19 protein-coding genes are annotated in these 23,502 nt (G+C 36.9%); 18 read left to right on the plus strand and 1 reads right to left on the minus strand.

Annotated elements, in window-relative coordinates:
• The first annotated feature begins 19 nt into the window (after positions 1 to 19).
• The 9 genes from ACO05K_RS00950 (at position 20) to rlmF (ending at position 12,516) form a co-directional block, all read left to right on the plus strand.
• Positions 20 to 607 carry an RNA polymerase sigma factor gene (locus tag ACO05K_RS00950; protein WP_421942598.1) on the plus strand — a complete coding sequence of 196 codons (588 nt, stop codon included), beginning with the start codon at positions 20 to 22 and terminating at the stop codon, positions 605 to 607.
• 90 nt (positions 608 to 697) lie between these two features.
• Positions 698 to 1,873 (plus strand): FecR family protein, encoded by a 1,176-nt coding sequence (locus ACO05K_RS00955; RefSeq protein WP_421942599.1) that lies wholly within the window; start codon positions 698 to 700, stop codon positions 1,871 to 1,873.
• Between the two features lie 70 nt (positions 1,874 to 1,943).
• The gene (locus ACO05K_RS00960; protein ID WP_421942600.1) at positions 1,944 to 5,342 is read left to right on the plus strand and encodes a SusC/RagA family TonB-linked outer membrane protein; all 3,399 of its coding nucleotides are present in this window, start codon (positions 1,944 to 1,946) and stop codon (positions 5,340 to 5,342) included.
• An 11-nt stretch (positions 5,343 to 5,353) separates the two neighbouring features.
• Positions 5,354 to 6,745 (plus strand): RagB/SusD family nutrient uptake outer membrane protein, encoded by a 1,392-nt coding sequence (locus ACO05K_RS00965; RefSeq protein ID WP_421942601.1) that lies wholly within the window; start codon positions 5,354 to 5,356, stop codon positions 6,743 to 6,745.
• 144 nt (positions 6,746 to 6,889) lie between these two features.
• On the plus strand, positions 6,890 to 7,987 hold the full coding sequence (locus ACO05K_RS00970) for a cyanophycinase (RefSeq protein ID WP_421942602.1): 1,098 nt from the start codon (positions 6,890 to 6,892) through the stop codon (positions 7,985 to 7,987).
• Between the two features lie 8 nt (positions 7,988 to 7,995).
• Positions 7,996 to 9,021, plus strand: a complete 1,026-nt coding sequence (locus tag ACO05K_RS00975) for an isoaspartyl peptidase/L-asparaginase family protein (RefSeq protein WP_421942603.1) — start codon at positions 7,996 to 7,998, stop codon at positions 9,019 to 9,021.
• On the plus strand, positions 9,021 to 9,854 hold the full coding sequence (locus ACO05K_RS00980) for a cyanophycinase (RefSeq protein ID WP_421942604.1): 834 nt from the start codon (positions 9,021 to 9,023) through the stop codon (positions 9,852 to 9,854). Before ACO05K_RS00975 ends, ACO05K_RS00980 begins: the two co-directional genes overlap by 1 nt.
• Before the next feature lie 125 nt (positions 9,855 to 9,979).
• A complete protein-coding gene (gene dctA, locus ACO05K_RS00985) occupies positions 9,980 to 11,266 on the plus strand; it encodes a C4-dicarboxylate transporter DctA (RefSeq protein WP_421942605.1) in 1,287 nt (428 codons plus the stop codon).
• Positions 11,267 to 11,517: 251 nt separating this feature from the next.
• Positions 11,518 to 12,516: a 23S rRNA (adenine(1618)-N(6))-methyltransferase RlmF gene (gene rlmF / locus ACO05K_RS00990; RefSeq protein WP_421942606.1), complete on the plus strand. Its 999-nt coding sequence runs from the start codon at positions 11,518 to 11,520 to the stop codon at positions 12,514 to 12,516.
• A 405-nt stretch (positions 12,517 to 12,921) separates the two neighbouring features.
• Here the strand turns inward: rlmF and ACO05K_RS00995 are convergent, their stop codons facing one another.
• Complete coding sequence (locus tag ACO05K_RS00995) at positions 12,922 to 13,344, minus strand: cupin domain-containing protein (protein ID WP_421942607.1); 423 nt, start codon at positions 13,342 to 13,344, stop codon at positions 12,922 to 12,924.
• Positions 13,345 to 13,655: 311 nt separating this feature from the next.
• Between ACO05K_RS00995 and sucD the strand changes: the two genes are divergently transcribed.
• The 9 genes from sucD (at position 13,656) to ACO05K_RS01040 (ending at position 23,489) form a co-directional block, all read left to right on the plus strand.
• Positions 13,656 to 14,528, plus strand: coding sequence for a succinate--CoA ligase subunit alpha (sucD, locus tag ACO05K_RS01000; protein ID WP_290240883.1), 873 nt, complete (start codon positions 13,656 to 13,658; stop codon positions 14,526 to 14,528).
• Between the two features lie 139 nt (positions 14,529 to 14,667).
• Positions 14,668 to 15,060 (plus strand): GxxExxY protein, encoded by a 393-nt coding sequence (locus tag ACO05K_RS01005; RefSeq protein WP_421942608.1) that lies wholly within the window; start codon positions 14,668 to 14,670, stop codon positions 15,058 to 15,060.
• 177 nt (positions 15,061 to 15,237) lie between these two features.
• On the plus strand, positions 15,238 to 15,741 hold the full coding sequence (locus tag ACO05K_RS01010) for a methionine-R-sulfoxide reductase (RefSeq protein WP_421942609.1): 504 nt from the start codon (positions 15,238 to 15,240) through the stop codon (positions 15,739 to 15,741).
• 223 nt (positions 15,742 to 15,964) lie between these two features.
• Positions 15,965 to 16,345: a septal ring lytic transglycosylase RlpA family protein gene (locus tag ACO05K_RS01015; RefSeq protein ID WP_421942610.1), complete on the plus strand. Its 381-nt coding sequence runs from the start codon at positions 15,965 to 15,967 to the stop codon at positions 16,343 to 16,345.
• A gap of 430 nt (positions 16,346 to 16,775) precedes the next feature.
• Positions 16,776 to 17,771 (plus strand): ribonucleoside-diphosphate reductase small subunit, encoded by a 996-nt coding sequence (locus tag ACO05K_RS01020; protein ID WP_421942611.1) that lies wholly within the window; start codon positions 16,776 to 16,778, stop codon positions 17,769 to 17,771.
• A gap of 162 nt (positions 17,772 to 17,933) precedes the next feature.
• Positions 17,934 to 20,318 (plus strand): ribonucleoside-diphosphate reductase subunit alpha, encoded by a 2,385-nt coding sequence (locus ACO05K_RS01025; RefSeq protein ID WP_421942612.1) that lies wholly within the window; start codon positions 17,934 to 17,936, stop codon positions 20,316 to 20,318.
• A gap of 221 nt (positions 20,319 to 20,539) precedes the next feature.
• On the plus strand, positions 20,540 to 20,761 hold the full coding sequence (locus ACO05K_RS01030) for a cysteine-rich CWC family protein (protein WP_421942613.1): 222 nt from the start codon (positions 20,540 to 20,542) through the stop codon (positions 20,759 to 20,761).
• A 584-nt stretch (positions 20,762 to 21,345) separates the two neighbouring features.
• Positions 21,346 to 22,221: a carbon-nitrogen hydrolase gene (locus tag ACO05K_RS01035; protein WP_421942614.1), complete on the plus strand. Its 876-nt coding sequence runs from the start codon at positions 21,346 to 21,348 to the stop codon at positions 22,219 to 22,221.
• Positions 22,222 to 22,412: 191 nt separating this feature from the next.
• Positions 22,413 to 23,489 carry an agmatine deiminase family protein gene (locus ACO05K_RS01040; protein WP_421942615.1) on the plus strand — a complete coding sequence of 359 codons (1,077 nt, stop codon included), beginning with the start codon at positions 22,413 to 22,415 and terminating at the stop codon, positions 23,487 to 23,489.
• The last annotated feature ends 13 nt before the right edge of the window (positions 23,490 to 23,502 follow it).

Raw genomic sequence — 23,502 nt, forward strand, 5'->3', positions numbered from 1 at the left:
TTCTCAACTAGCATAATTTTTGGCAACCACAGGAAATAGTGAAAACGATTTTTACCTCTTTGATTTATTAAAGCAAGGAGATGAGGAGGCTTTTAGCAAAATCTACAAACTTTATTGGCCCGAACTTTACAATGCTGCGTACAAGCGTTTACCCGAAAAGGAAAAATGTCAGGATGTTATTCAGAATGTTTTTGCCGATTTGTGGAACCGAAGAACAGAGCTTGATTTACAGAAACCTTTAGCATATTTACATACGGCTGTACGTTTTCAGGTTTTAAAGCACATTCATAAAAGCAGTAAAAACAATTCTTTTAGCGAGGTTTTTGAGCAAAAATTAATCTCTCCCTTACAAACAGATGGAGAATTATTAGAAAAAGAAGTTCGTGGATTAATCGAACTTTTTATCAAAGCTTTGCCAGAAAAGCGGCGAAAAATATTTCTACTTCATTATTTCGAGGGATTATCTACGGCTAAAATTTCTGTTCAGCTGAATGTTTCTCAAAAAACAGTACAAAATCAATTAACTACGGCTACGCATGCGCTAAAATTTAGACTTACGCATATGTTTTTGATTTTGGCCTCGACATGTCTTACTTTTCTTAGGTAATTTCTTCTTAGTTATCTTTTCAGTATTTTTTATTTTATTTTTTTGGGAGATTTCCCGACTTCCGGTACATAGTATGTAAAAACCGGAAAAATGAACTCATTTCCTAACCGAAAAGATTTAGAAAAAATTGTTGAACGTTATTTATCTGGCACAGCAAATGCCGATGAGGTGAGATTTGTTGAAGAATATTATAATTTTCTTGGCGAAAACAATCAAGATGCTAATCCTGCTGAAGAAGTTAAAGAATTTGAGGAAGCAAACTTTAAAGCCATCCAGACGAAAATTGCATCAACAAAAAAATCAAAAATAAAACCTTTGTTTAAATACATTTCGGTAGCAGCGCTATTAGCGATTGTTTTCGGAGGATTCTATTATTTTCAAGTTCAAAGTACTTCTTCGATAGTAAATGTTGCTCAAACGCTAAAAAAGAATCTGGATATTTTGCCCGGTACAAACAAGGCAATATTAACGCTAGCTGATGGTTCTATAGTAATTCTTGACGAAAATACCTCATCAGATATCAGCGATCAGGATGGCATCAAAATTTCGAAAGAAAAAGATGGTCAGTTGGTTTACACAATAGTGAACAATAAGCTACTAAATGCTGATAAAAATATTGCTTATAACACAATCTCGACGCCAAAAGGTGGTCAATATCAGGTTATTCTGCCCGATGGAACTAAGGTTTGGCTAAATGCTGCATCATCATTAAAATATCCTGAGGCATTTGTAGGCAAACAGCGTTTAGTTTTACTCACTGGAGAAGCATACTTTGAAGTTGCAAAAAATAAATCGATGCCTTTTCGTGTTCAAAGCCAAAATCAAAATGTAGAAGTATTGGGTACGCACTTTAACATCAATAGTTATTTAGATGATAATACCGTTAAAACAACCTTATTAGAAGGTAGTGTTCAGGTAAGCAATTTAAAATTTTCGAAGATTTTAAAGCCCGGAGAACAGGCAATCAGCGGTATTGGAGAACAATCATCTATCAAGATAGCTAACGATGTGGATACCGACGATGAAACAGCCTGGAAAAACGGACTTTTTCAATTTAACGATTCAGAATTGAAAGTTATTCTAAATCAATTAGAAAGATGGTACGATATTAAAATCGACTATTCTGATGTTCCGGCTAAGCGTTACAATGGAATGGTGCCCAGAAAATCAAAATTATCTGAAGTATTAAAAATGCTCGAAAAAACCGGAAATATCAAATTTGAGCTTGAAGAAGGACGAAAACTCAAAGTTTTATCAGAAAAATAAACTAACCAAATAGACGGCTCAAAGCCAAAATATTAACTAATCAATTTAACCTTTAAACCAAACTGAATGTATGAACTTTTACACTCGAAGTAGTAAATCCGATGTGGATAAGCCAAAGGATTTAGCTCCAGATTATTTTAACCATCAATTTCTTAGAGCTATGAAACTTTTTATTTTTTTAATGACGGTTGTGTGCCTGCAAGTAAGTGCAAATGCATTTTCTCAACGCATAAATATTAGTCAGAAAAATACACCGTTGGTAAAAATTTTAAAAGAAATTAAACGCCAAACAGGTTATTTCTTTTTGTATGATACTGATTTGATTCAGCAAAAATCTAAACCGGTAACAATAGATTTAAAAAACGCAGAGCTTGCTGATGTGTTAACACAAGCTTTAAAAGCGCAACCTTTTGGTTGGGAAATTAAAGAAAACACAATTCTAATTTTCCCTAAAGTAAATAATACTGAGCTATTAAAAGCTATTGATGTTACAGGTAAAATCGTTGATGAAAGTGGAAACCCAATGCCGGGCGCTTCAGTTCGCATTAAAGGTCAATCGGCAATTTACGCAACAGATAACAACGGTAATTTCTCCATCAGAAATGTTGATGAAAATGCCATTTTAGTTGTTTCTTATATCGGCTATGCAGATAAAGAAGTTTTAGCTAAAGCGCAATTGGGCTCTTTAAAATTAACACCATCTGCCGGAACATTGAGTGATGTTGTGGTAACGGGTTATACCAATTACACTAAAACTCAATCTGCAAACGCAGCTTCGTTAGTTACAGCAGAAAAAATTAACACGGTTCCGGGTTTAACTGTAGATCAAATTTTGCAAGGTAGAGTTCCTGGTATGAGCGTAATTTCTACATCTGGTCAGCCAGGGCAAAGTGCAGCAGTTGTAATTCGTGGTATTGGTAGTGTAAATGGTTCATCTACGCCATTATTTGTTTTAGATGGTGTGCCAATTGAAGCTGGTTATTTTCAAACCATCAATCCTGAAGATATTGAATCGGCAACGGTTTTAAAGGATGCATCAGCAAAGGCACTTTATGGTTCAAGAGGTTCTAACGGTGTTATTGTATTAACAACTAAAAAAGGTAAAGCTGGTAAATTAGCAGTAAATTATACTTCGCAGTATGGTTTCTCAAATTTAAGCAGACCAAACTTTACCATGATGAATACTGAACAACGTTTGCAATTTGAAGAAGAAATTGGAGCAAGCTTTGGTCGCAATATTGGTCCGGGCTGGACATATTCTCCTAAAAACCCAACCTACGCAGCCGGAACTGCAACAACAAGAGCAAGAGCAGATTTCATAATCGATAGTTTAAAGCAAATTAATACAGACTGGAGAGATATTTTCTTCCAGAGGGGAAAATTCCAGGAGCAGCAGGTAAGTATTAGCGGTGGAAATGAAAACTTGCGCTTTTATAATTCATTAAACTATTACAGTCAGGAAGGTGTAGCTAAACGTACTGGTTTAGACCGTTATTCATTAAGAAGTAATTTAGATTTTAAGGATGATAAATTCAGCGGTAGCGTAAACCTATCTTTGGGTTATTCTCAATCGAGCTTTACCGAGGGTGAGGGTGGAACTGGAGCAGGTACCGCAATGGCATCAGTTTATTACGCTTTGCCTTACGAAAATCCTTATGCATTTGATGGAACTTTAGTGCATCCTGGTAACAGATCTCAATACTTTATTTTAGACCAAAGAGAAGGTAGCCAGGCTTTAGAACGTTTATTAAATTCATCAGATAAAACTGATCAGTTAAAATCAATCATTAGTACTGCTTTTGCCTATCAGATTTTACCTGAGTTAAAAATAACAACCAGAGCAGGTATTGATTATCGCCAGTCGACCGACCAGCAATTTGTTAATCCAGATTCTTACTACGGTTCTAGAAGTGTTGCAAATACTTTAGGCGGAAAAGGTCGTTTAACAGACGCGAGCAGAAGAAACTTCAACATCATTTCAACGACTGGTTTAACTTTTGCCAAAAAGTTTAATGATGTTCATGATTTTGAAGCTTCAGCTTTTTATGAATATGTTTACAACAACTATAATTCTTTCGGCTTTAGTGCTTACGGTATCGACGGTCGTTTACCTGAAACTCCGGCAGGTGTTACTAACAGTGCAGTATTTTTACCATCAACAACAGGCGGCAAAACCAAAAGTGCATTAGCTTCATTTATGGGCGTTGCACGTTATACTTTTAACGATAAATATACAGCTACCGCGAGTTATCGTTATGATGGTTCGACAAGAGTAGCACCAGAAAATAAATGGCATGGTTTCTATTCATTTGGTGCAAACTGGAATGCTAAAGGAGAAGAATTTTTAAAGAATAACGATTTTGTTAATGATTTAAGAGTAAGAGCAAGTTACGGTATTACAGCCAGTCCGTTTGGGGGCGATTTCACTTACTTGCCAACTTACACGGTTGGAACATCTTATGGAGGTGTTGCTGCCATCAGACCATCAGCTGCGGGTAATGCAGATTACGATTGGGAATATGTAAAAGAATCGAACGTTGGTTTCGACTTAGCAATATTTAAAAACAGATTGCGCATTTCAGCAGATTACTATTACAGATTAACAACCAATATGTTTATTGATCAACCGCCTTCGGCAACATCAGGTTTCTCATTACTTAGCTTAAGTTCTGGTAAAATGAGAAACAGAGGTATTGAGTTTGAAGTTAACAGCGATATTATCAAAACAGGAAACTTCTTATGGTCTGTTGGTGTTAATGCTGGTTATAACAAAAACAAAATTCTTCATGTTACTGATATTACGGATTCATATCCTGATGGTGATACAAGAATTTTAAAAGTTGGCTTACCTTACGGAACTTATTTTGCTCCGGATTGGGCAGGTGTAAATCCTCAAACAGGAGAGGCGCAATACTACAATCTTGATGGAAGCATTACGACAACTTACAACGTAAATACGCAGAGCACTACAAATTCTGGTAGTTTATATCCAACATTTACCGGTGGTTTTAATACTTCATTAAGTTATAAAGGCATTACAGCTTCAGCTTTATTCTCATTTGTATCGAATGTAATGCGTTGGAACAACGAAGATTTTTATAACGAAAATCAGCGTTATGCAACCAGTAATCAAAGTGTTAGAATGTTAGAAAACAGATGGCAGGTTCCTGGTGATTCTGGTAACGATGCAATTCTTCAAAAATTTGATGTGCCTAGAAACTTTACATCAAAAGATATTCAGGATGCTTCTTTCTTAAGATTGAGAAATGTGAATATTGGCTATTCTATTCCAAAATCAATCTTAGAAAAAACCAGGATTATTAAAGGTGTAAAAATCTTTATTCAAGGGCAGAATTTATTTACATGGACAAAATGGAGAGGCTTAGATCCTGAAAATAATGCAGTTTATGGTCGTTTCCAATATCCAAACACCAGAACATACACTGCAGGTTTAAATGTTAACTTTTAATAATTATAGCAATGATTAATAAAATATATCAAAAATACGTACTTATATTTTCGTTGTTAATTCTTACATCGTCATGTACAAAATTGGATTTAGTTCCAACGGATACAATATCTCCTGATAAGGCATTTAGAAACATAAATGATATTAATTTAGGTTTATTAGGTGCCTATGCTCTGGTAGATTATACACCAATAAGTTTAGTTTCAACAGTTTCTGATGAAGCAACGTTTCCGACAGAAAACACAGTTGGAAACAGTGATGCTTTCAGGTGGTTGTATACTGCCGGAAATGGTTCGGTAACTTCGCTTTATGCAAGTTACTACACTGCAATTGACAGGGTTAACAGAACAATTGCAGGTCTTGATGCTTTAACTTTAACAGGCGCTGATTTAACAATCGGTAACAGATACCGTGGCGAACTCTTGGCTCTACGTGCTTATTTTCACTTCGAACTTTTACGTAATTATGCATCAGCTTATCAAACAGGTGGCTTGGGTGTTCCGTATATGAAAACTTCAACCATTTCTTATCCTGCAAGAGATAATTTCGAAGTTGTTGTCGCTAACGCAAAAGCAGATTTAGTTTCTGCCAAAGGTTTAATCCCAACAACTTTTACCGATAGAACCAGAATTACAAGAGTTGCAGTTTCTGCGATTCAAGCTAGATTGGCATTGTATGAGAAAAACTGGAGCGAGGCAATTACTTATTCAAATGAAGTTATTACTGCTTATCCGCTTGCGACAAAAGCGCAGTTTCCAGGTATTTGGACAGATGCAAATGAAAATGAAGTGATTTGGAAAGCAAAACGTGTTGGAACAACCGATTCGAGAGTTGGTGATTTTTACTTTCGCCAAACTGGTGGCATTGTATTGTATGCGCCTGCTTTTAAATTGATTAATACTTTTGATAAGGTTAACGATTTACGCTACACCTCATACATAAAATTTGATGCAACTAGGACAGGTACAAGATCTCAATATTTAGTTAATAAATACATCGGTGGAACATCAACTGCGCCAGGTTTAACAGATATTAAATTGTTCCGCACAGGCGAAATGTATTTAATTAAAGCTGAAGCCGAAGCGGAATCTACCGGAGATGCGGCAGGCGATTTGAATGCGTTGCGTAATGCTCGTATTAATGGATATACCAATGCAACATTTGCTGATAAAGCAACCTTGATTGCAGCTATTTTAGAAGAGCGCTACAAAGAACTGGCTTTCGAAGGTCATCGTTTTTACGATTTGAAGAGAAGAAATTTACCTGTAGTTAGATTAGCTGCTGATGCAGTAAATGCTTCAGGAGCTGTAACGTTACCCGTTACACAAGCACAATATTCGCTTCCACTTCCGGCACTAGAAATTTCAGTAAATAAAAATACCGTACAAAATCCGGGTTATTAATAAATATCAGGCTTTATCATAAATTAAATATCTTTTTGAGCCTTGTCATGTTGAGCTTGTCGAAACGGAAATAGATACACCTTTTAACCTTCGACAAGCTCAGGCTGACAAATTGAATTATGATATAATCTTCAAACTTTGAATATGAAACAAACATTCTTTATCCTGCTGATGGCTTATTGCGTTTCGGTAATGGGTTGTGGCAAAACTTCGGTTTCGCCTACACCACCCACAACAGGAGGCGGTGGGGGAACAACAACGCCAGTCGCAAAACGTAGACCTGCATCAATTGGTCTAGTTGGCGATAGCAGCAATGTGGTAAAAACTACAAACGGAGGTATGGTTTTAATGGGCGGTGGAACCGATGTTGACGCAGCATTTAAATGGATGATTGATAGAAGTGGCGGAGGTGATGTAGTTATATTACGTGCCAGCGGAACTGATGCTTATAATCCTTATGTTAACGGTTTAGGTTCCGTAAACTCTGTTGAGACTTTATTGATTAATTCGAAAGAATTGGCAAATAACGATACCGTAGCTTACATTATTCGCAATGCTGAAATGGTATTTATTGCCGGTGGGGATCAATCTGATTACATGAGGTATTGGAAAGGAACAAAAACTGAGCAAGCACTAAATTATCTTTTGAACGATAAAAAAGCTCCGGTAGGCGGAACAAGTGCTGGCTGTGCTATTTTGGGCGGCTTTTATTACAGTGGCGAAACTGGTGGTTTAACTTCTGCACAAGCTTTGGCCAATCCTTACGATTCGAATGTTACGCTTTACAATAACGACTTTCTGAAGGCGTCTTATTTGCAAAACGTAATTACCGATCAGCATTATTTAACTCGTGACAGAGAAGGTCGATCAGCCATTTTTTTAGGCAGAATAAATAAGGATTGGAAAATAGCAGCTAAAGCAATTGCTGCTGATGAAAGAACAGCTGTTTGCATTGATAAAGATGGAAAGGCTCAGGTTTTTGGTGATTATTCTGCCACTCGTCCATATAGTTATGCCTATTTCATAATTTCTGATGGAGGCAAACAGCCTGAACAAATGGAAGCAAATAAAAAAGCAATTTGGAACATTAACGAAAAAGCACTTTCAGTTTATGAAATTCCTGCATCGGTAAATGGTGGTGGTAATTTTAATGTTGCTAACTTTAAGGCAACAGAAGCTACAGGTGGTAAATGGTATTGGTGGTGGATTGATAATGGAGTTCTAAATAAAAAAGATCAATAGAAAGAAGAATGAAAGCATTAAAGTTATTTTTTGTACTAGCACTTGTGGTGTTAGCAATCAACGTTTCTGCACAGCAGAAAAAATATGTCATGGTTATTCATGGTGGCGCAGGAACAATTCTGAAAAAGAATATGACACCTGAAAAAGAAGCCATTTACATAAAGGTTTTAACCGAAGCACTACAAGCTGGTTATGCGAAAATTAAAGATGGAAAAACAAGTTTAGATGCTGTTGAGGCAACGATTCATGTTCTAGAAAACGATCCACATTTCAATGCTGGTAAAGGAGCTGTTTTTACCCACGATGGTAGAAATGAACTAGATGCAGCGATAATGGATGGAAAAACATTGATGGCTGGTGCTGTTGCAGGAGTTACAACGGTGAAAAACCCAATCTCTGCTGCAAGAGCGGTAATGGAAAAATCAGAACATGTTATGATGGTTGGTGCAGGTGCAGATTTATTTGCAAAAGATGCAGGCTTAGAAATCGTAGATCCAAAATATTTCTGGACAAAAGAACGTTGGGATGGTTTGCAGCAAGCAATTAAAGAAGATTCTACTAAAGCAGTTTTAGATCACGGTAGTAAAAAATCAGAACTTTTAGGAAGCAAAAACCACGATTATAAATTTGGTACAGTTGGCTGTGTGGCTTTAGATAAAGCAGGCAATTTAGCTGCTGGTACATCTACAGGCGGTATGACTAACAAAAAATACGGTCGTGTTGGCGATGCACCAATTATAGGTTCTGGTACATATTGTAATAACGAAACAGCTGGTGTTTCTTGTACAGGTTGGGGCGAGTTTTACATTCGTAATGTGGTAGCCAAAACCATCTCTGATTTAATGGAGTATAAAGGTTTGTCTGTCTCGGCAGCATCAAAAATTGCCATCGAAAAAGTTGGTAAAATGGGTGGTGATGGTGGCTTAATTGCATTAGATAGAAAAGGAAATATGGCTATGCCTTTTAACACTGAAGGGATGTATCGTGGTGCAATTACAGCTGATGGTAAAATCGAAGTAAGCATTTATAAATAATGAGGAAGGTATTTTTATCGCTGATTTTTATAGCCAGTGCATTTCTTTCAAATGCCCAAAATAAAGGTAGCTTATTTATTATTGGTGGTGGAAACCGCTCGGATGAATTGATGCAGAAAATGCTTCAAACCGCAAAATTGGGTCCGAAGGATTATATTATTGTGTTGCCAATGTCAAGCGAAGCACCTGATGCTGGTTTTGATTTCTTTGCTAAGCAAATAATAAAGTTGGATAATCGTGTCATCAGAAATTTCAATTTTGCAAAGCATGATGTAAATGATAAAATTTGGACTGATTCTTTAGCCAACGCAAAGCTGATATACATATTAGGTGGCGACCAAAGCCGTTTTATGAATGTGGTTTTGAATACACCAGTTTACGATGCCATTCATAAAGCTTACAAAAATGGTTCAACAATAGCTGGCACAAGTGCAGGCGCTGCGGTAATGAGTAAATATATGATTACCGGAAAGCAACTTTTAGATACTGTTTACAAAGAAACCTTTAATAAACTTTGGGATAAAAACATCGAGTTTTCTCAAGGAATGGGTTTGTTAAAAAATACCATTATCGACCAGCATTTTCTAAAACGTAATCGCTATAATCGATTAATTTCTGCTTTGGCAGCTTATCCAAATATGGTTGGTGTCGGTATTGATGAAAGCACAGCAATCATTGTTAACGGTAACAAAGCAACAGTTGTGGGCGAAAGTCAGGTAATAAGAATTGCCAATCCTCAAAATTTAAAATATACAAATAGAGGTTTACTTAAATTTTCAAAAGCCGAATTTGGCATTTTTACAGATGGCGATGTGATTGATATTAAACCTTAAATTTTTATTAATTTTTTTTAAAAAACCCATCTTGAATAATCATGATGGGTTTTTGTTTTTAACTCCTTTTTGAAGTTTTAGAGATAGAAAAAATTAATCTATCTTCCCATTTCAAAATTCGAAGAATGAAATCAGCAAATTTTTTTAAGAAAGTATTTTCGAACCTTACATTTCAGGTTATAGTCGCTATTATTATTGGAATATTTGTAGGTACATACTTTCCAGAATTTGCACCAACCGCAAAGCTTATAAGTCAGGGTTTTATAAACCTGATAAGCATGTTAATTGCGCCAATCATTTTCTTTACCATTGTTTTGGGTATTGCGCACATGGGCGATATGAAAAAGGTAGGTAGAGTAGGCGGAAAAGCACTTTTGTATTTTGAAATAGTGAGTACTGTTGCCATTGCTGTTGGTTTATTGGTGGCAAATCTGTTAAAGCCTGGTGTTGGCGTTGCGGCAAAGGTTGGCGATGCGACAAAAATTGCAGGTTATGCAGATAAAGCCAAAGACATGAATTGGGCCGAATTTTTCCTACATATCATTCCTCATAATGTTATTGCTGCCTTTGCCGAAGGAAATATATTACAGATTTTATTATTTGCAATTCTTTTTGGTTACGGCCTGAATAAACTAGGCGGAGAGGGAACTTCAGTTTTAAATGCTTTTGATAAGATATCTAAAGTTTTATTTAAAATCATGAAGGTAATTATGCGTCTTGCGCCAATTGGTGCATTCGGTGGAATGGCTTTCAGCATCGGAACACACGGTTTACAAAGTGTTGTTGGTATGGCAAAGCTTATGGGTTCGGTTTATTTAACCTGTATTCTCTTTATTTTTGTAATCTTAAATGGTATCTGCCGATATTATAACTTCAGCTTATGGCAGTATCTAAAATTTATCCGCCAGGAAATTTTAATCGTTTTAGGGACTTCATCTTCTGAGTCTGCATTACCAAGTATGATGCAGAAAATGGAAGCCATTGGTTGCGAAAAATCTGTTGTTGGTTTAGTTATCCCAACTGGTTATTCTTTTAATTTAGATGGTACGGCAATTTATTTAGCTATGGCTGTGATATTCCTTTGTCAGGTTTTTCATGTCGATTTATCATTGGGACAGCAAATTACGGTTTTGGGCGTATTAATGGTTACCTCAAAAGGTGCTGCTGGTGTTACCGGAAGTGGATTTATTGTGCTGGTTTCTACCTTAACTGCACTTAAAATTATGCCTATCGAGCACATTTCTATTTTAATTGGTGTAGATAGATTTATGAGTGAAGCCAGAGCAATTACCAACGTAATTGGCAATGGTGTAGCAACAATTGTAATTGCAAAAAGCGAAAACCAATTTGATGAAGCAAAATATTTAAAGGCAATTCAACCAGCAATGATTGAGAGAAATGAGGAAAGCTAAGGGGTTTTCTGCTGCCAGTTACGTGTTTTCTGTTGCCTGTCTGGATGTTTATTTAGTTGCAGGTTGTCTGTTTTCGGTTGCCAGTTGTTTGTTAAGATGTTAAATCTATAAGCAATTTTTTAGCAAATATATTTTATTTTGCTCCCAGGCCAACAACAGGTAACTCATAACCCGCAACAGATAACCCAACTCTTTTACCTACCTTTGCAGTAGAAACATGCACACAGCTTGTTTAATTAATCCAGATCACATTGGCTGAACAAGAACAAAATAACCGCAAAGAAAAAAGCGAGTTACATCCACGCAACAAACACCGTTCGCGTTACAATTTTAAACAACTTATTGGTACATCAAAAGAATTAAAGCGTTTCGTTTTTAAAAATGAACATAATGAAGATTCTATTGATTTTGCAGACCAGAATGCAGTAAAGGCGCTAAACAGAGCGTTGCTAAAATACCACTACAATATTGCTCAATGGGATATTCCTAAAGACTTTCTTTGTCCACCTATTCCGGGCAGAGCAGATTATATTCATTACGTAGCTGATTTATTAGGCTCAAGCAATAAGGGCAAAAATCCAAAAGGAGCAAACATAAATGTACTCGATATTGGTGTAGGTGCAAATTGCATTTATCCAATTATTGGTCACCAGGAATATGGTTGGAATTTTGTAGGTTCAGAAATAGATCCGTTATCAGTAGAATCAGCAAAACGTATTATCGAAGCAAATAAACCATTACAAGGCGCAATCGAAGTTCGTCAGCAATCATCTAAAATGGGTATTTTTAGAGGTATTGTTGGTAGAACCGAACGTTTTGATGCAGTAGTTTGCAACCCACCTTTCCACGCTTCTTTAAAAGAGGCAGAGCAAGGAACCCGTCAAAAATGGCGCAATTTAGGTGGCAACGAGAAAGAGGTAAAACACGTTTTAAACTTCGGTGGAAATAAAGCCGAACTTTGGTGTCCGGGTGGCGAGCGTGCTTTTGTAGAACAAATGATTATTCAGAGTTCTCAAATTCCGAATCAATGCTTGTGGTTTACTTCTTTGGTTTCTAAAAGCGCCAATTTAAGAAGTATTTATTCTGCGTTGATAAAGGCGAATGCGTTCGAAGTTCGTACCGTTCAAATGAGTCAGGGGCAAAAAATAAGCCGTTTTGTAGCATGGACTTTTCAAGATGATGAAGCACAAGCACAATGGGCAAAAGGATGGAAAACCGAAAGCACTAAACCTGAAGTTAAGAAGGTTTAAGATTAAAATAATTAGAAAAGCAAAGCCGGATTAGCTGTTAAAGTTAGTCCGGCTTTTTGTTTGTATTTTTTTTAAACTCTACTTTAGGACGCTCGTCATTGCGAGGCACGAAGCAATCTTTTTGAAAAAATAATTTCACGAAAGAGATTGCTTCAATCGATGAAAAATCGATTTCGCAATGACGGAAAGTAAAAACGAAGCATCTGTTTCATAGGTTGAAGATGCTTTCCCAAAAGGTAGGGACGAGCTGTGCTTCAGCATGACAGGTCATTTATGGTTATTTTTTCTATTGGTCGGTGGAGACACCGACCACAATCACAATCTTATTGTTAAATTTTTGGTTGGTGAGACACCAACCAATAGTGAAGACTTTGCCACAGATGTTTGCCACAGATGTATGACGCCTTATTTTTTCTCGTAGGCAATAAGTATCACTAAATCATTGTCTTTATTCGGTGCAATACCATGCGAACTTCCAGGGCGGGTTAAAATAGCATCGCCGGGTTTAACCGCAAAGGTTTTTCCATTCATTTGCATTACACCGTTACCGCTAATTACATAATAAATTTCATCTTCCTTTTGTAAATGATAACCAATAGACGAACCTGATTTTAAGATTCTCTTTCTAAAAATGGTTTTAAGGTTTTTTGCATCAGCAAAGAAATTATAGCCGATGGTTTCACCGCCACCTTTGTGTGTTCCGGGTTCCGTTTTTGCTACATCTGCATCGTTTTGTAAGATATATTTGGCCGTATCTATAGATTGCGCTTTAGCGCCAAAAGCAATTACTGTCAATACTGTAAGAAGAATAAAAGTTTTGTTTTTCATATTATGCTCTTTTAGCTTTTGCCTTTCAGCTTTAATCTTTCTGCTCTCCGTAAATTTAGGCGTTTTGTACGGTTTTGCCAAAGGCGCTAAACTTTGTAAAATAAACCTGATAGAAACGAAAATACTTTTTGATTAAACCTATAAGGTTTTTAAAACCTTATAGGTTTGCAAAAAGATTGTAGTGTATAGCAGGGCTGGAGCTGCCATAAACCAAATCCTTACATTTTCCTGAAAAAATGGGCTAAATAATCTATTTTTAGGCTTGACTTTCCAGTCAATAATATTAGCTTTGCACAAAAAAATATTGATACATGAGCGTTTTAGTAAATAAAGATTCTAAGGTTATCGTTCAGGGTTTTACCGGAAACGAAGGAACTTACCACGCAGAACAAATGTTAGCGTATGGTACAAACGTAGTTGGTGGTGTTACGCCTGGCAAAGGTGGGCAATTACATTTAGATAAGCCTGTTTTTAATACTGTTAAAGATGCTGTTGATAAAACAGGAGCAAATGTATCTATCATTTTCGTTCCACCGGCTTTTGCTGCTGATGCGATTATGGAAGCTGCCGAAGGTGGTATTAAAGTGATTGTTTGTATTACTGAAGGTATCCCTACGAAGGATATGATTCAGGTTAAAGAATATATTTCTGACCGCGATGTTACTTTAATCGGTCCAAATTGCCCTGGAGTAATTACTGCTGATGAGGCTAAAATTGGTATCATGCCAGGTTTTATCTTCAAAAAAGGTCATGTTGGTGTGGTTTCAAAATCAGGAACTTTAACTTACGAAGCGGTAGACCAAGTTGTTAAAGCTGGTTTAGGTATTACTACTGCTATCGGTATTGGTGGCGACCCAATTATCGGTACACCTACTGTTGAAGCGGTTAAATTATTAATGAACGACCCAGAAACTCATGGTATCATCATGATTGGTGAAATTGGTGGTGGAATGGAAGCTGAGGCTGCTCGTTGGATTAAAGAAAATGGTACTAAGCCTGTTGTTGGTTTCATCGCTGGTCAAACTGCTCCTGCCGGACGTAGAATGGGTCACGCTGGTGCAATTGTAGGTGGTGCTGATGATACGGCTGCTGCTAAAATGAAAATCATGCGTGAGTGTGGTATTCGCGTAGTAGAAAGTCCAGCTGAAATTGGTGCTGCAATGGCAGAAGAATTAGCTAAATAAGATTTTAAAAATCATATAAAAGAAAGCGTTTCGATTAAGTTCGAGACGCTTTTTTGTTTTTTGCCACGGAAACACAGAAGGCACGGAAAAGAAAAAGAAAAAAGGGGAATTATTTTTAGCTTAGTTAAAATTATCATTTATGGATTATCAAACTAGACAAGATAATCTTCCCTATAAAAATGAAACTGACTTAATTATTAATGCTGCAATCGAAGTTCATAAGAATTTGGGGTGTGGTTTTTTAGAGATTGTTTACAAAGACGCACTTTGTATTGAATTTGATAGCCGTGGATATTTTTATGAAAGAGAAAAATATTATCCAGTATACTATAAAGATATTTTACTCCCACATAGTTTTTATGCAGACTTCATTGTTTTTGATTCAGTAATTTTAGAAATAAAAAGTAAGAGCGCTATCGCAAATGAAGATTTGGCTCAAACGATAAATTATCTAAAATGCTCAGAATGTAAAGTTGGCCTTGTTTTAAATTTCGGCAAGTCCACTTTAGAGATTCGGCGTGTTATTCTATAAATCAAATTCCGTGTCTTCCGTGTTTCCGTGGCAACTTTAAAATTACCTATTAAACAAAAAATCCGAATTCTGTGTTTTCGTGGCAACTCTCAGAGCAAATTTATCATCCCTTTGTAAACACTAAGTCAAACCTTTAAACCAACAAACCAAAACCAAATCTATAGCGTATATTGATGTATGAGAACGATGTTAAATAAACTATTTTTGATTTCGACTGTTATTTTAGTTACAAGTTTATCAGCTTGTGCACAAAAACAGGAGAAGAAAGAAGTTAAGCAAGCAGAACAAGGAAAAAATATAATACCGAAGAAGAAAATGAACTGGAATGAATTAACACCCGAAGAAGAAAGAGTAATCGTTAATAAAGGTACTGAGTACCCAGGTACCGGAAAATACGAACATACAACCGAAAAAGGAACCTATACTTGTAAGCGTTGCGATGCAGCTTTATATCGTTCGGAAAGTAAGTTTGATGCTCGCTGTGGCTGGCCAGCTTTTGATGATGAAATTAAGGGTGCCGTAAAACGCATTCCTGATGCGGATGGTTCGCGTACAGAAATTGTTTGTGCCAATTGTGGTGCACACTTAGGTCATGTGTTTTTAGGCGAAGGATTTACCAATAAAGACACTCGTCATTGTGTAAATTCTATATCAATGAATTTCGTCCCGGATAAAAAATAAAGGTGGGTATAGTAGGGTTAGGTAGAGGTGTACAGCGAAAGTTGTACGCCTTTTTTTGTGTCTGCAGTCTTTTACATTCTTTATGAAAACAAGCAGATTTTATAATGATAATGTGATGGTTTTAATCATTGGATTTTACATTCTCAAACTTCAATTTTTCTACAATTTATTGATTATAAACTAAATGCTTATATTTGCAGGCTCGATAAAGAAATTTTAGCCTATGAAGTATTTTCTGTTATTAAGTTTTTGTTTCCTGTTTTTACAAGGTAAAGCACAAAATTCTGACCCGTCAAACGAGCCAGATAGTATCAAAAAAACAGTTCTTGCAACATACTACCACAGAAAATTCGAAGGCCGCAGAACTACTAGCGGCGCCAAATACCGAGCTAAAAAACTTACCGCTGCACACAGAACTTTACCTTTCGGAACAATGATAAAAGTTACCAATCCTGATAATGGAAAATCTGTTGTAGTTAAGGTAAATGATAGGGGTCCTTTCTCTAAAAGATTAGCCATAGATTTATCTGAAAGTGCTGCAAAACAAATTGGTATCTATCGTAAAGGTGTAGCTAAAGTAGAGCTTAGCTATACTGTTGAGTAACATTCTATTTAGCTCTATTTTGCACCACAAACAGCACTCAAATTTAAGTTATTAACACTCGTTTTTGTTTGCTAAACCCTTGAAAAGAAACAATTAGCTTTTTTTTTGATTGAAAATGATATTTAGCTGATTGTTTTCTCCACTAGTTTCGAGGTAGTGTTAACAACTTTGGTTCACTAAAAAGTCCTTCCGTATATATATTTGTTTTAACAAAGTTCTTCAATTTCTTGCGCTTTAAAACAAATATAAAAGCTTAGTTTTTAGTAATTTATACGTACATCACTCAGGTTGCATTTTTAAATTTTTCTAACTAAAAGGTAAGTTGTTTGCAGGGCAACGAGGTTGGCACTTTCACTCTAGAGTTTGATAAAAAACATTTCAATCATCATATAAAATTGATGGATGCGTGGTTTCGTCGGCTCTGTTTAAAATGAAGTTAAAAAAATATCAGCTTATGGAACAGGAATTATTACTACAAGAAAACAAAGATAGGTTCGTGCTTTTGCCGATTAAATATCCGGCAATTTGGGAAATGTATAAAAAAACTGAAGCGAGTTTCTGGACAGCGGAAGAAATAGACCTTTCTGACGACCAAAAACATTGGGATAATTTGAATGATGGCGAAAGACATTTCATTTCTCATATCCTGGCTTTCTTTTCTGCTAGTGATGGTATTGTTAATGAAAACCTTGCTGTTAACTTCATGAGCGAGGTTCAGTTGCCTGAAGCTCGTTGTTTCTACGGTTTCCAGATTATGATGGAAAACATTCACGCTGAAACCTATGCTTTATTAATTGATACTTATATCAAAGATCCTGAAGAAAAAGACCGTTTGTTCCATGCTATCGATACTGTTCCTGCAGTAAAAAGAAAAGCAGAATGGGCTTTAAGATGGATTGAAAACGGAACTTTTGCAGAGCGTTTAGTCGCATTTGCAGCGGTTGAAGGTATTTTCTTCAGCGGAAGTTTCTGTTCTATTTTTTGGCTAAAAAAACGTGGTTTAATGCCAGGATTAACTTTCAGTAATGAGTTAATCTCGAGAGATGAAGGTTCGCACTGTGAGTTTGCTTGCTTGCTTTACAGTATGTTGAGCAATAAATTAAGTGAAGAAGCGGTTCACGGCATCATCAGCGATGCTGTAGAAATCGAAAAAGAATTTATTACTGATGCATTGCCAGTTGCCTTAATTGGTATGAATGCAAAATTAATGAGCCAATACATCGAATTCGTTGCCGACAGATGGTTACAGGAATTAGGGTACAAAAAAATATACAATGCAACCAATCCATTCGATTTTATGGAGATGATTTCGTTGCAGGGAAAAACAAACTTCTTCGAAAAACGTGTTGGCGATTATCAAAAAAGTGGTGTGTTAACATCCGCTGATAACAACAAACAAGCGTTTTCTTTAGATGAAGACTTCTAAGAAAGCTTAAAGCAAAAAGACTAAAGCCCTGCCCTTGCCGTCATTGCGAGGAACGAAGCAATCTTAATGCAAGAGAAAAATAAACAAGAATTATAAACGTGATTAACAAGTCTTGATACTTGATACTCGCTACTAGATACTAAAAAATAAATCTCATAAATTATGTTCGTACTAAAAAGAGATGGCCGGAAAGAGCCGGTACAATTTGACAAAATCACAGCTCGTATTCAAAAGTTGTGCTATAGCTTAAATGCAGACCTTGTAGACCCAATCGATGTTGCCAAAAAGGTAATCGAAGGTTTATATGATGGTGTAACCACATCAGAGTTGGATAACCTTGCGGCAGAAACGGCTGCATCGTTAACTACAAAACACCCTGATTATGCTTTGTTAGCATCGCGTATTGCGGTTTCTAACTTGCATAAAAACACTACAAAATCATTCTCGGGTACGATGAAAATGTTGTACGAATATTTCGACCCGAAAGCGCAGAAGGCAGCACCGCTTATCGCTGATGATGTTTATGAGATTATTGAAAAAAATAAAGATATTTTAGATAGTTCTATCATTTACGATCGCGATTTCGGTTTCGATTATTTCGGTTTCAAAACTTTAGAAAAATCTTACCTTTTAAAAGTTAATGGTGCCATTGTAGAGCGTCCTCAGCATTTATTTATGCGTGTTTCGGTTGGTATCCACAAAGAAGATATCGAAAGTGCAATTAAAACGTATAACTTAATGAGCGAGCGTTGGTTTACACACGCTACGCCAACGTTATTTAACGCAGCTACACCTAAACCTCAAATGTCGTCATGTTTCTTGTTAACCATGCAGGATGATAGCATCGAGGGTATTTACGATACTTTAAAACAAACTGCTAAAATCTCTCAAAGTGCTGGTGGTATTGGTTTAAGCATCCACAACATCCGTGCAACAGGTTCTTATATCGGTGGTACAAACGGTACAAGTAACGGTATTATTCCAATGTTACGTGTATTTAACGATACTGCCCGTTATGTAGACCAGGGTGGAGGTAAACGTAAAGGTGCTTTCGCAATTTATTTAGAGCCTTGGCATGCTGATGTTTTCGAATTCTTAGACTTGCGTAAAAACCACGGTAAAGAAGAAATGCGTGCCCGTGATTTATTTTATGCCCTTTGGATAAACGATTTGTTTATGCAACGTGTTAAAGATAATGGCGATTGGACATTATTCTGCCCGCACGAAGCACCAGGTTTAGCAGATTGTTTCGGTAAAGAATTTGAAGATTTATATACTAGCTACGAAGCTGAAGGTCGCGGACGTAAAACCATTAAAGCACAAGAACTTTGGTTTGCCATTTTAGATTCGCAAATTGAGACTGGTACACCTTATATGTTGTTTAAAGATGCAGCGAACAGCAAATCTAACCAACAGAACTTAGGTACCATTAAATCATCTAACTTATGTACGGAGATTATCGAGTACACTTCTAAAGATGAGGTTGCAGTTTGTAACCTGGCATCATTAGCATTGCCTCGCTTTGTAATCAACGGTGCTTTCGACCACCAAAAATTATACGATGTAACTTATCAGGCTACTTTAAACCTGAATAAAATCATCGACCATAACTATTACCCAGTTCAGGAGGCTGAAAATTCAAACATGCGCCACCGTCCGGTTGGTTTAGGTGTGCAAGGTTTGGCTGATGCCTTTATCTTATTGCGTTTACCTTTCGAAAGTGATGAGGCAAAACGTTTAAACAAAGATATCTTCGAAACGATTTATTTCGCATCGATGACGGCTTCTAACGATTTAGCGGTGAAACATGGTCCTTACCAAACATTTAAAGGTTCTCCATTATCAAAAGGACAATTCCAGTTCGATTTATGGAATGTAACACCAGATAGCGGAAGATGGGATTGGAACGCATTACGTAAGAAAGTAGTTAAAGAAGGTGTGTACAACTCATTATTGGTTGCACCAATGCCAACTGCATCTACTTCTCAAATCTTAGGCAACAACGAATGTTTCGAGCCATATACTTCAAACATTTACACTCGTCGTGTATTAAGTGGAGAGTTTGTTGTGGTTAACAAACACTTATTGAAAGATTTAGTAGCACTAGGTTTATGGAACAACGATATGAAAAACCAAATCATATTGGCTAACGGTTCAATCCAGGCGATTCCATCAATTCCTGATTATATTAAAGAATTGTACAAAACCGTTTGGGAAATTAAGATGCGTAACATCATCGATATGGCTGCAGACCGTGGCGCTTACATCTGCCAATCGCAATCGTTAAACTTGTTTGTAAACGCACCAAATACTTCGAAATTAACTTCAATGCACTTCTACGCATGGGAGAAAGGTTTGAAAACTGGTATGTATTATTTACGTACTCAGGCAGCATCGCAAGCGGTTAAATTTACGGTAGAAAACCAAGGTGGTAAAGCAATTGAAGCGGTAATTCCAGCTGAAATGACTCAAGACCAGGTTGCAGAAGAAATCGTTGACGGACCAGTTTGTTCAATGGAAGAAGGCTGCATTAGCTGTTCGGGTTAAGCGGAAAGCTTAAAGTGGAAAGACTAAAGCGAAAAGCTTACCACTACGCCGTCATTGCGAGGTACGAAGCAATCTTAAAGCAATAAAATAGATAAGGTTTTGGGCAAACGCTCAAAACCTTATTTTTTGTCCTTACTTTTGTATTTAGTTTAATAGTTCATTAGTCATTGGTTCATTATTTTATTGCGCCAAATACCAATGAACTATTGACCATTGAACCAATGAACAACCTATCGAGACATAGCAAACACGAAATCATTCCCTGCGAAAGGTGCGGAACGGCTATAGAGTGCAAGGCAAATTCTTATACTAAATGCCAGTGTAGCGTGGTTCAATTGAGCATCAACGAAGTGCAATACATTTCAGAATTGCATGATGGTTGTTTATGTGCAAAATGCCTTTTCGAATTGCAACAAGAGTACAGGGAAGAAATAGGAGTTTAAAATTTGTCGTTTGTGATGCTGAGCTTATCGAAGCACATTAGTTAAGTTTTTAAATAAATATTTGAAAAACAGGTTTCTGTGCTTTTCGGTTGCGACAATCCCGCCATTCGCTTCAATCTTTTAACAAACAACTGTTGTCATGCTGAGGCACGAAGCATCTATTTCATCGGTTGCAGATGCTTCGTGCCTCAGCATGACATGATATTCAGAGTTGCTGCTTTGTTAAAAGTATTTCCACTGCTGTCAGGTTTAAATAATAACGATTGGTGGTACTTGGCAATTTGCAACCCCTCACAGTAGCAAAATCTTTCCCATCTGAACGGGATAAAAGTGGCAGCCTTTTGCTGTCATCCTGAGCGTAGTCGAAGGACAGCAAAAGCTAAAACGGATAGCCCGACGAATAATAATAGCATTACTGTCTTTGCTTTTCTAAAAAACAATTACAAAATTATGCCGTTCTACTTTTAAACAAAATAGTAACTTTGCGCATTAATTTTGAATGAGTGAATTTGAATGAATGAATTTGTAAAGCGTAATAAAACATTCAATCATTCTCTAATTCATTAATTCAATTACTTGAAGATATGAAGAAAGTAAACGTTGGCTTGGTACAAATGACTTGTACTAACGATAAGCAGGAAAATTTAGATAAAGCGATTGCGAAAGTGCGTGATGCGGCTGCAAAAGGTGCTCAGATTGTGTGTTTGCAAGAACTTTTTACATCGTTATATTTTTGCGATGTTGAAGATTATGCAAATTTCGATTTGGCTGAAGCTATTCCAGGTCCATCTACCGATGCTTTGCAGGCAGTGGCGAAGGAGTTGGGCATTGTAATTATTGCTTCTTTATTTGAGAAACGTACTGCTGGAATTTACCACAATACAACAGCGGTTTTAGATGCTGATGGTTCTTATTTGGGTAAATATCGCAAAATGCATATTCCTGACGACCCTGCTTTTTACGAGAAATTCTATTTTACTCCTGGCGATTTAGGTTACAAGGTTTTCGAAACGAAGTTTGCTAAAATCGGTATCTTAATCTGTTGGGACCAATGGTATCCTGAAGCTTCGCGAATTACGGCTTTGATGGGTGCAGAAATTATGTTTTATCCAACCGCAATTGGCTGGGATACTGCTCAGGATGAAGAAACCAATCAAGACCAATACAACGCTTGGCAAACCATTCAACGTTCGCATTCGGTTGCAAATGGTGTTCCGGTAGTGAGTGTGAACCGTGTTGGTTTCGAGCAAGATGGCGCAATGAAATTCTGGGGTGGAAGTTTCGCAACTAATGCACAGGGTAAATTGCTTTATTTGGCTTCTCACGATAAAGAAGAAACGGAAGTTGTGGAACTGGATTTAGACCAAAGCGACTTTATGCGTAAGCACTGGCCGTTTTTAAGAGATAGAAGGATTGATTCTTATCAGCCGATTACAAAAAGATTTATTGATGGGGATTAAGCCGAAAGGTTAAAGACCAAAGCTGAAAGCGAAAAGACATAAAATATCTCTTTCTTAAAGATAATTAATTTCAAAAAATAATAAGGCACTCGTCATTGCGAGGCACGAAGCAATCTCATTAGATAAATTAAAACAGATTGCTTCGTGCCTCGCAATGACGAAGTAAAAACGTTAGTACTAACACGACACAGATGTCAAATTTCCCTCCAAAAGAACATTTAAATATAAATCAATTCGATTATTCTCCGAAGCAACAAGGTTATGCTTTTCCTGCTGAGTGGGCAAAACACGAAGCAACCTGGTTAAGTTGGCCGCATAAGGAAGCGAGCTGGCCAGGTAAAATTGAAACGATTTACAAGCCATATTGTGAATTTATTAAAATTGTAGCTGAAGGTGAAAAAGTTCGTATCAATTTAAAAGACGAAGAAATGAAAGCTTTTGCCGTTACTGAATTGGAAAAGGTTGGTGCTGATTTATCGCAAATTGAGTTTTATTTCAACGAAACTAATGATGCCTGGTGTCGCGACCACGGACCAGCATTCGTGCTGAAAGGAAACGAAAAAGCGGTAGTGGATTGGGGTTACAATGCCTGGGGTGGAAAATATCCGCCATTTGATTTGGATGATGTAGTACCCACAAAAATTGCAAAACATTTCGACTTGCCATTATTTACGCCTGATATTGTAATGGAAGGTGGTTCGGTAGAATTTAACGGCGCTGGAACGGTTCTTACAACCACTGCTTGTTTGTTAAACGAAAATCGTAATCCACATTTAACAAAGGAGCAGATTGAAAAATACTTGCTCGAATATTACGGACAAGAGCAAGTTTTATGGTTAGGCGATGGAATTGTAGGCGATGATACGGATGGGCACATCGATGATATTACCCGTTTTGTTAACGAGGATACCGTTTTAACGGTTGTGGAAAGTAATCCGCTTGATGAAAACTACATTTTATTGCAAGAAAATTTGGAGGCATTAAAAGCCATGAAGTTAAAGGATGGTCGCTCATTGAATATTGTTGAATTGCCAATGCCATCGCCAGTGATTTTTGATGATACGCGTTTACCTGCTTCGTATGCTAATTTTTATATTGCAAACGAAGCGGTTATCGTGCCGATTTTTGATGATGTGAACGACCAAAAAGCTCTAGATATTATTCAGGGTTGTTTCCCAGATAGAAAAGTAGTTGGGATTAATTCAGTTGATATTATCTGGGGTTTGGGAAGTTTTCACTGTTTGAGTCAGCAGGAGCCAACCCCCTAACCCCCTGAAGGGG

Source organism: Pedobacter sp. (assembly GCF_965227205.1).
In the GTDB taxonomy this organism is placed as follows: Bacteria; Bacteroidota; Bacteroidia; order Sphingobacteriales; family Sphingobacteriaceae; genus Pedobacter.

Excerpts from the sequence above, each read along its gene's own strand:
- ACO05K_RS00955 (WP_421942599.1), top strand. The coding sequence starts at position 698 with ATGAACTCATTTCCTAACCGAAAAGATTTAGAAAAAATTGTTGAACGT.
- ACO05K_RS00960 (WP_421942600.1), top strand. The coding sequence starts at position 1,944 with ATGAACTTTTACACTCGAAGTAGTAAATCCGATGTGGATAAGCCAAAG.
- ACO05K_RS00965 (WP_421942601.1), top strand. The coding sequence starts at position 5,354 with ATGATTAATAAAATATATCAAAAATACGTACTTATATTTTCGTTGTTA.
- ACO05K_RS00970 (WP_421942602.1), top strand. The coding sequence starts at position 6,890 with ATGAAACAAACATTCTTTATCCTGCTGATGGCTTATTGCGTTTCGGTA.
- ACO05K_RS00975 (WP_421942603.1), top strand. The coding sequence starts at position 7,996 with ATGAAAGCATTAAAGTTATTTTTTGTACTAGCACTTGTGGTGTTAGCA.
- ACO05K_RS00980 (WP_421942604.1), top strand. The coding sequence starts at position 9,021 with ATGAGGAAGGTATTTTTATCGCTGATTTTTATAGCCAGTGCATTTCTT.
- dctA (WP_421942605.1), top strand. The coding sequence starts at position 9,980 with ATGAAATCAGCAAATTTTTTTAAGAAAGTATTTTCGAACCTTACATTT.
- ACO05K_RS00995 (WP_421942607.1), bottom strand. The coding sequence starts at position 13,344 with ATGAAAAACAAAACTTTTATTCTTCTTACAGTATTGACAGTAATTGCT.
- sucD (WP_290240883.1), top strand. The coding sequence starts at position 13,656 with ATGAGCGTTTTAGTAAATAAAGATTCTAAGGTTATCGTTCAGGGTTTT.
- ACO05K_RS01005 (WP_421942608.1), top strand. The coding sequence starts at position 14,668 with ATGGATTATCAAACTAGACAAGATAATCTTCCCTATAAAAATGAAACT.
- ACO05K_RS01010 (WP_421942609.1), top strand. The coding sequence starts at position 15,238 with ATGAGAACGATGTTAAATAAACTATTTTTGATTTCGACTGTTATTTTA.
- ACO05K_RS01015 (WP_421942610.1), top strand. The coding sequence starts at position 15,965 with ATGAAGTATTTTCTGTTATTAAGTTTTTGTTTCCTGTTTTTACAAGGT.
- ACO05K_RS01020 (WP_421942611.1), top strand. The coding sequence starts at position 16,776 with ATGAAGTTAAAAAAATATCAGCTTATGGAACAGGAATTATTACTACAA.
- ACO05K_RS01025 (WP_421942612.1), top strand. The coding sequence starts at position 17,934 with ATGTTCGTACTAAAAAGAGATGGCCGGAAAGAGCCGGTACAATTTGAC.
- ACO05K_RS01030 (WP_421942613.1), top strand. The coding sequence starts at position 20,540 with ATGAACAACCTATCGAGACATAGCAAACACGAAATCATTCCCTGCGAA.
- ACO05K_RS01035 (WP_421942614.1), top strand. The coding sequence starts at position 21,346 with ATGAAGAAAGTAAACGTTGGCTTGGTACAAATGACTTGTACTAACGAT.
- ACO05K_RS01040 (WP_421942615.1), top strand. The coding sequence starts at position 22,413 with ATGTCAAATTTCCCTCCAAAAGAACATTTAAATATAAATCAATTCGAT.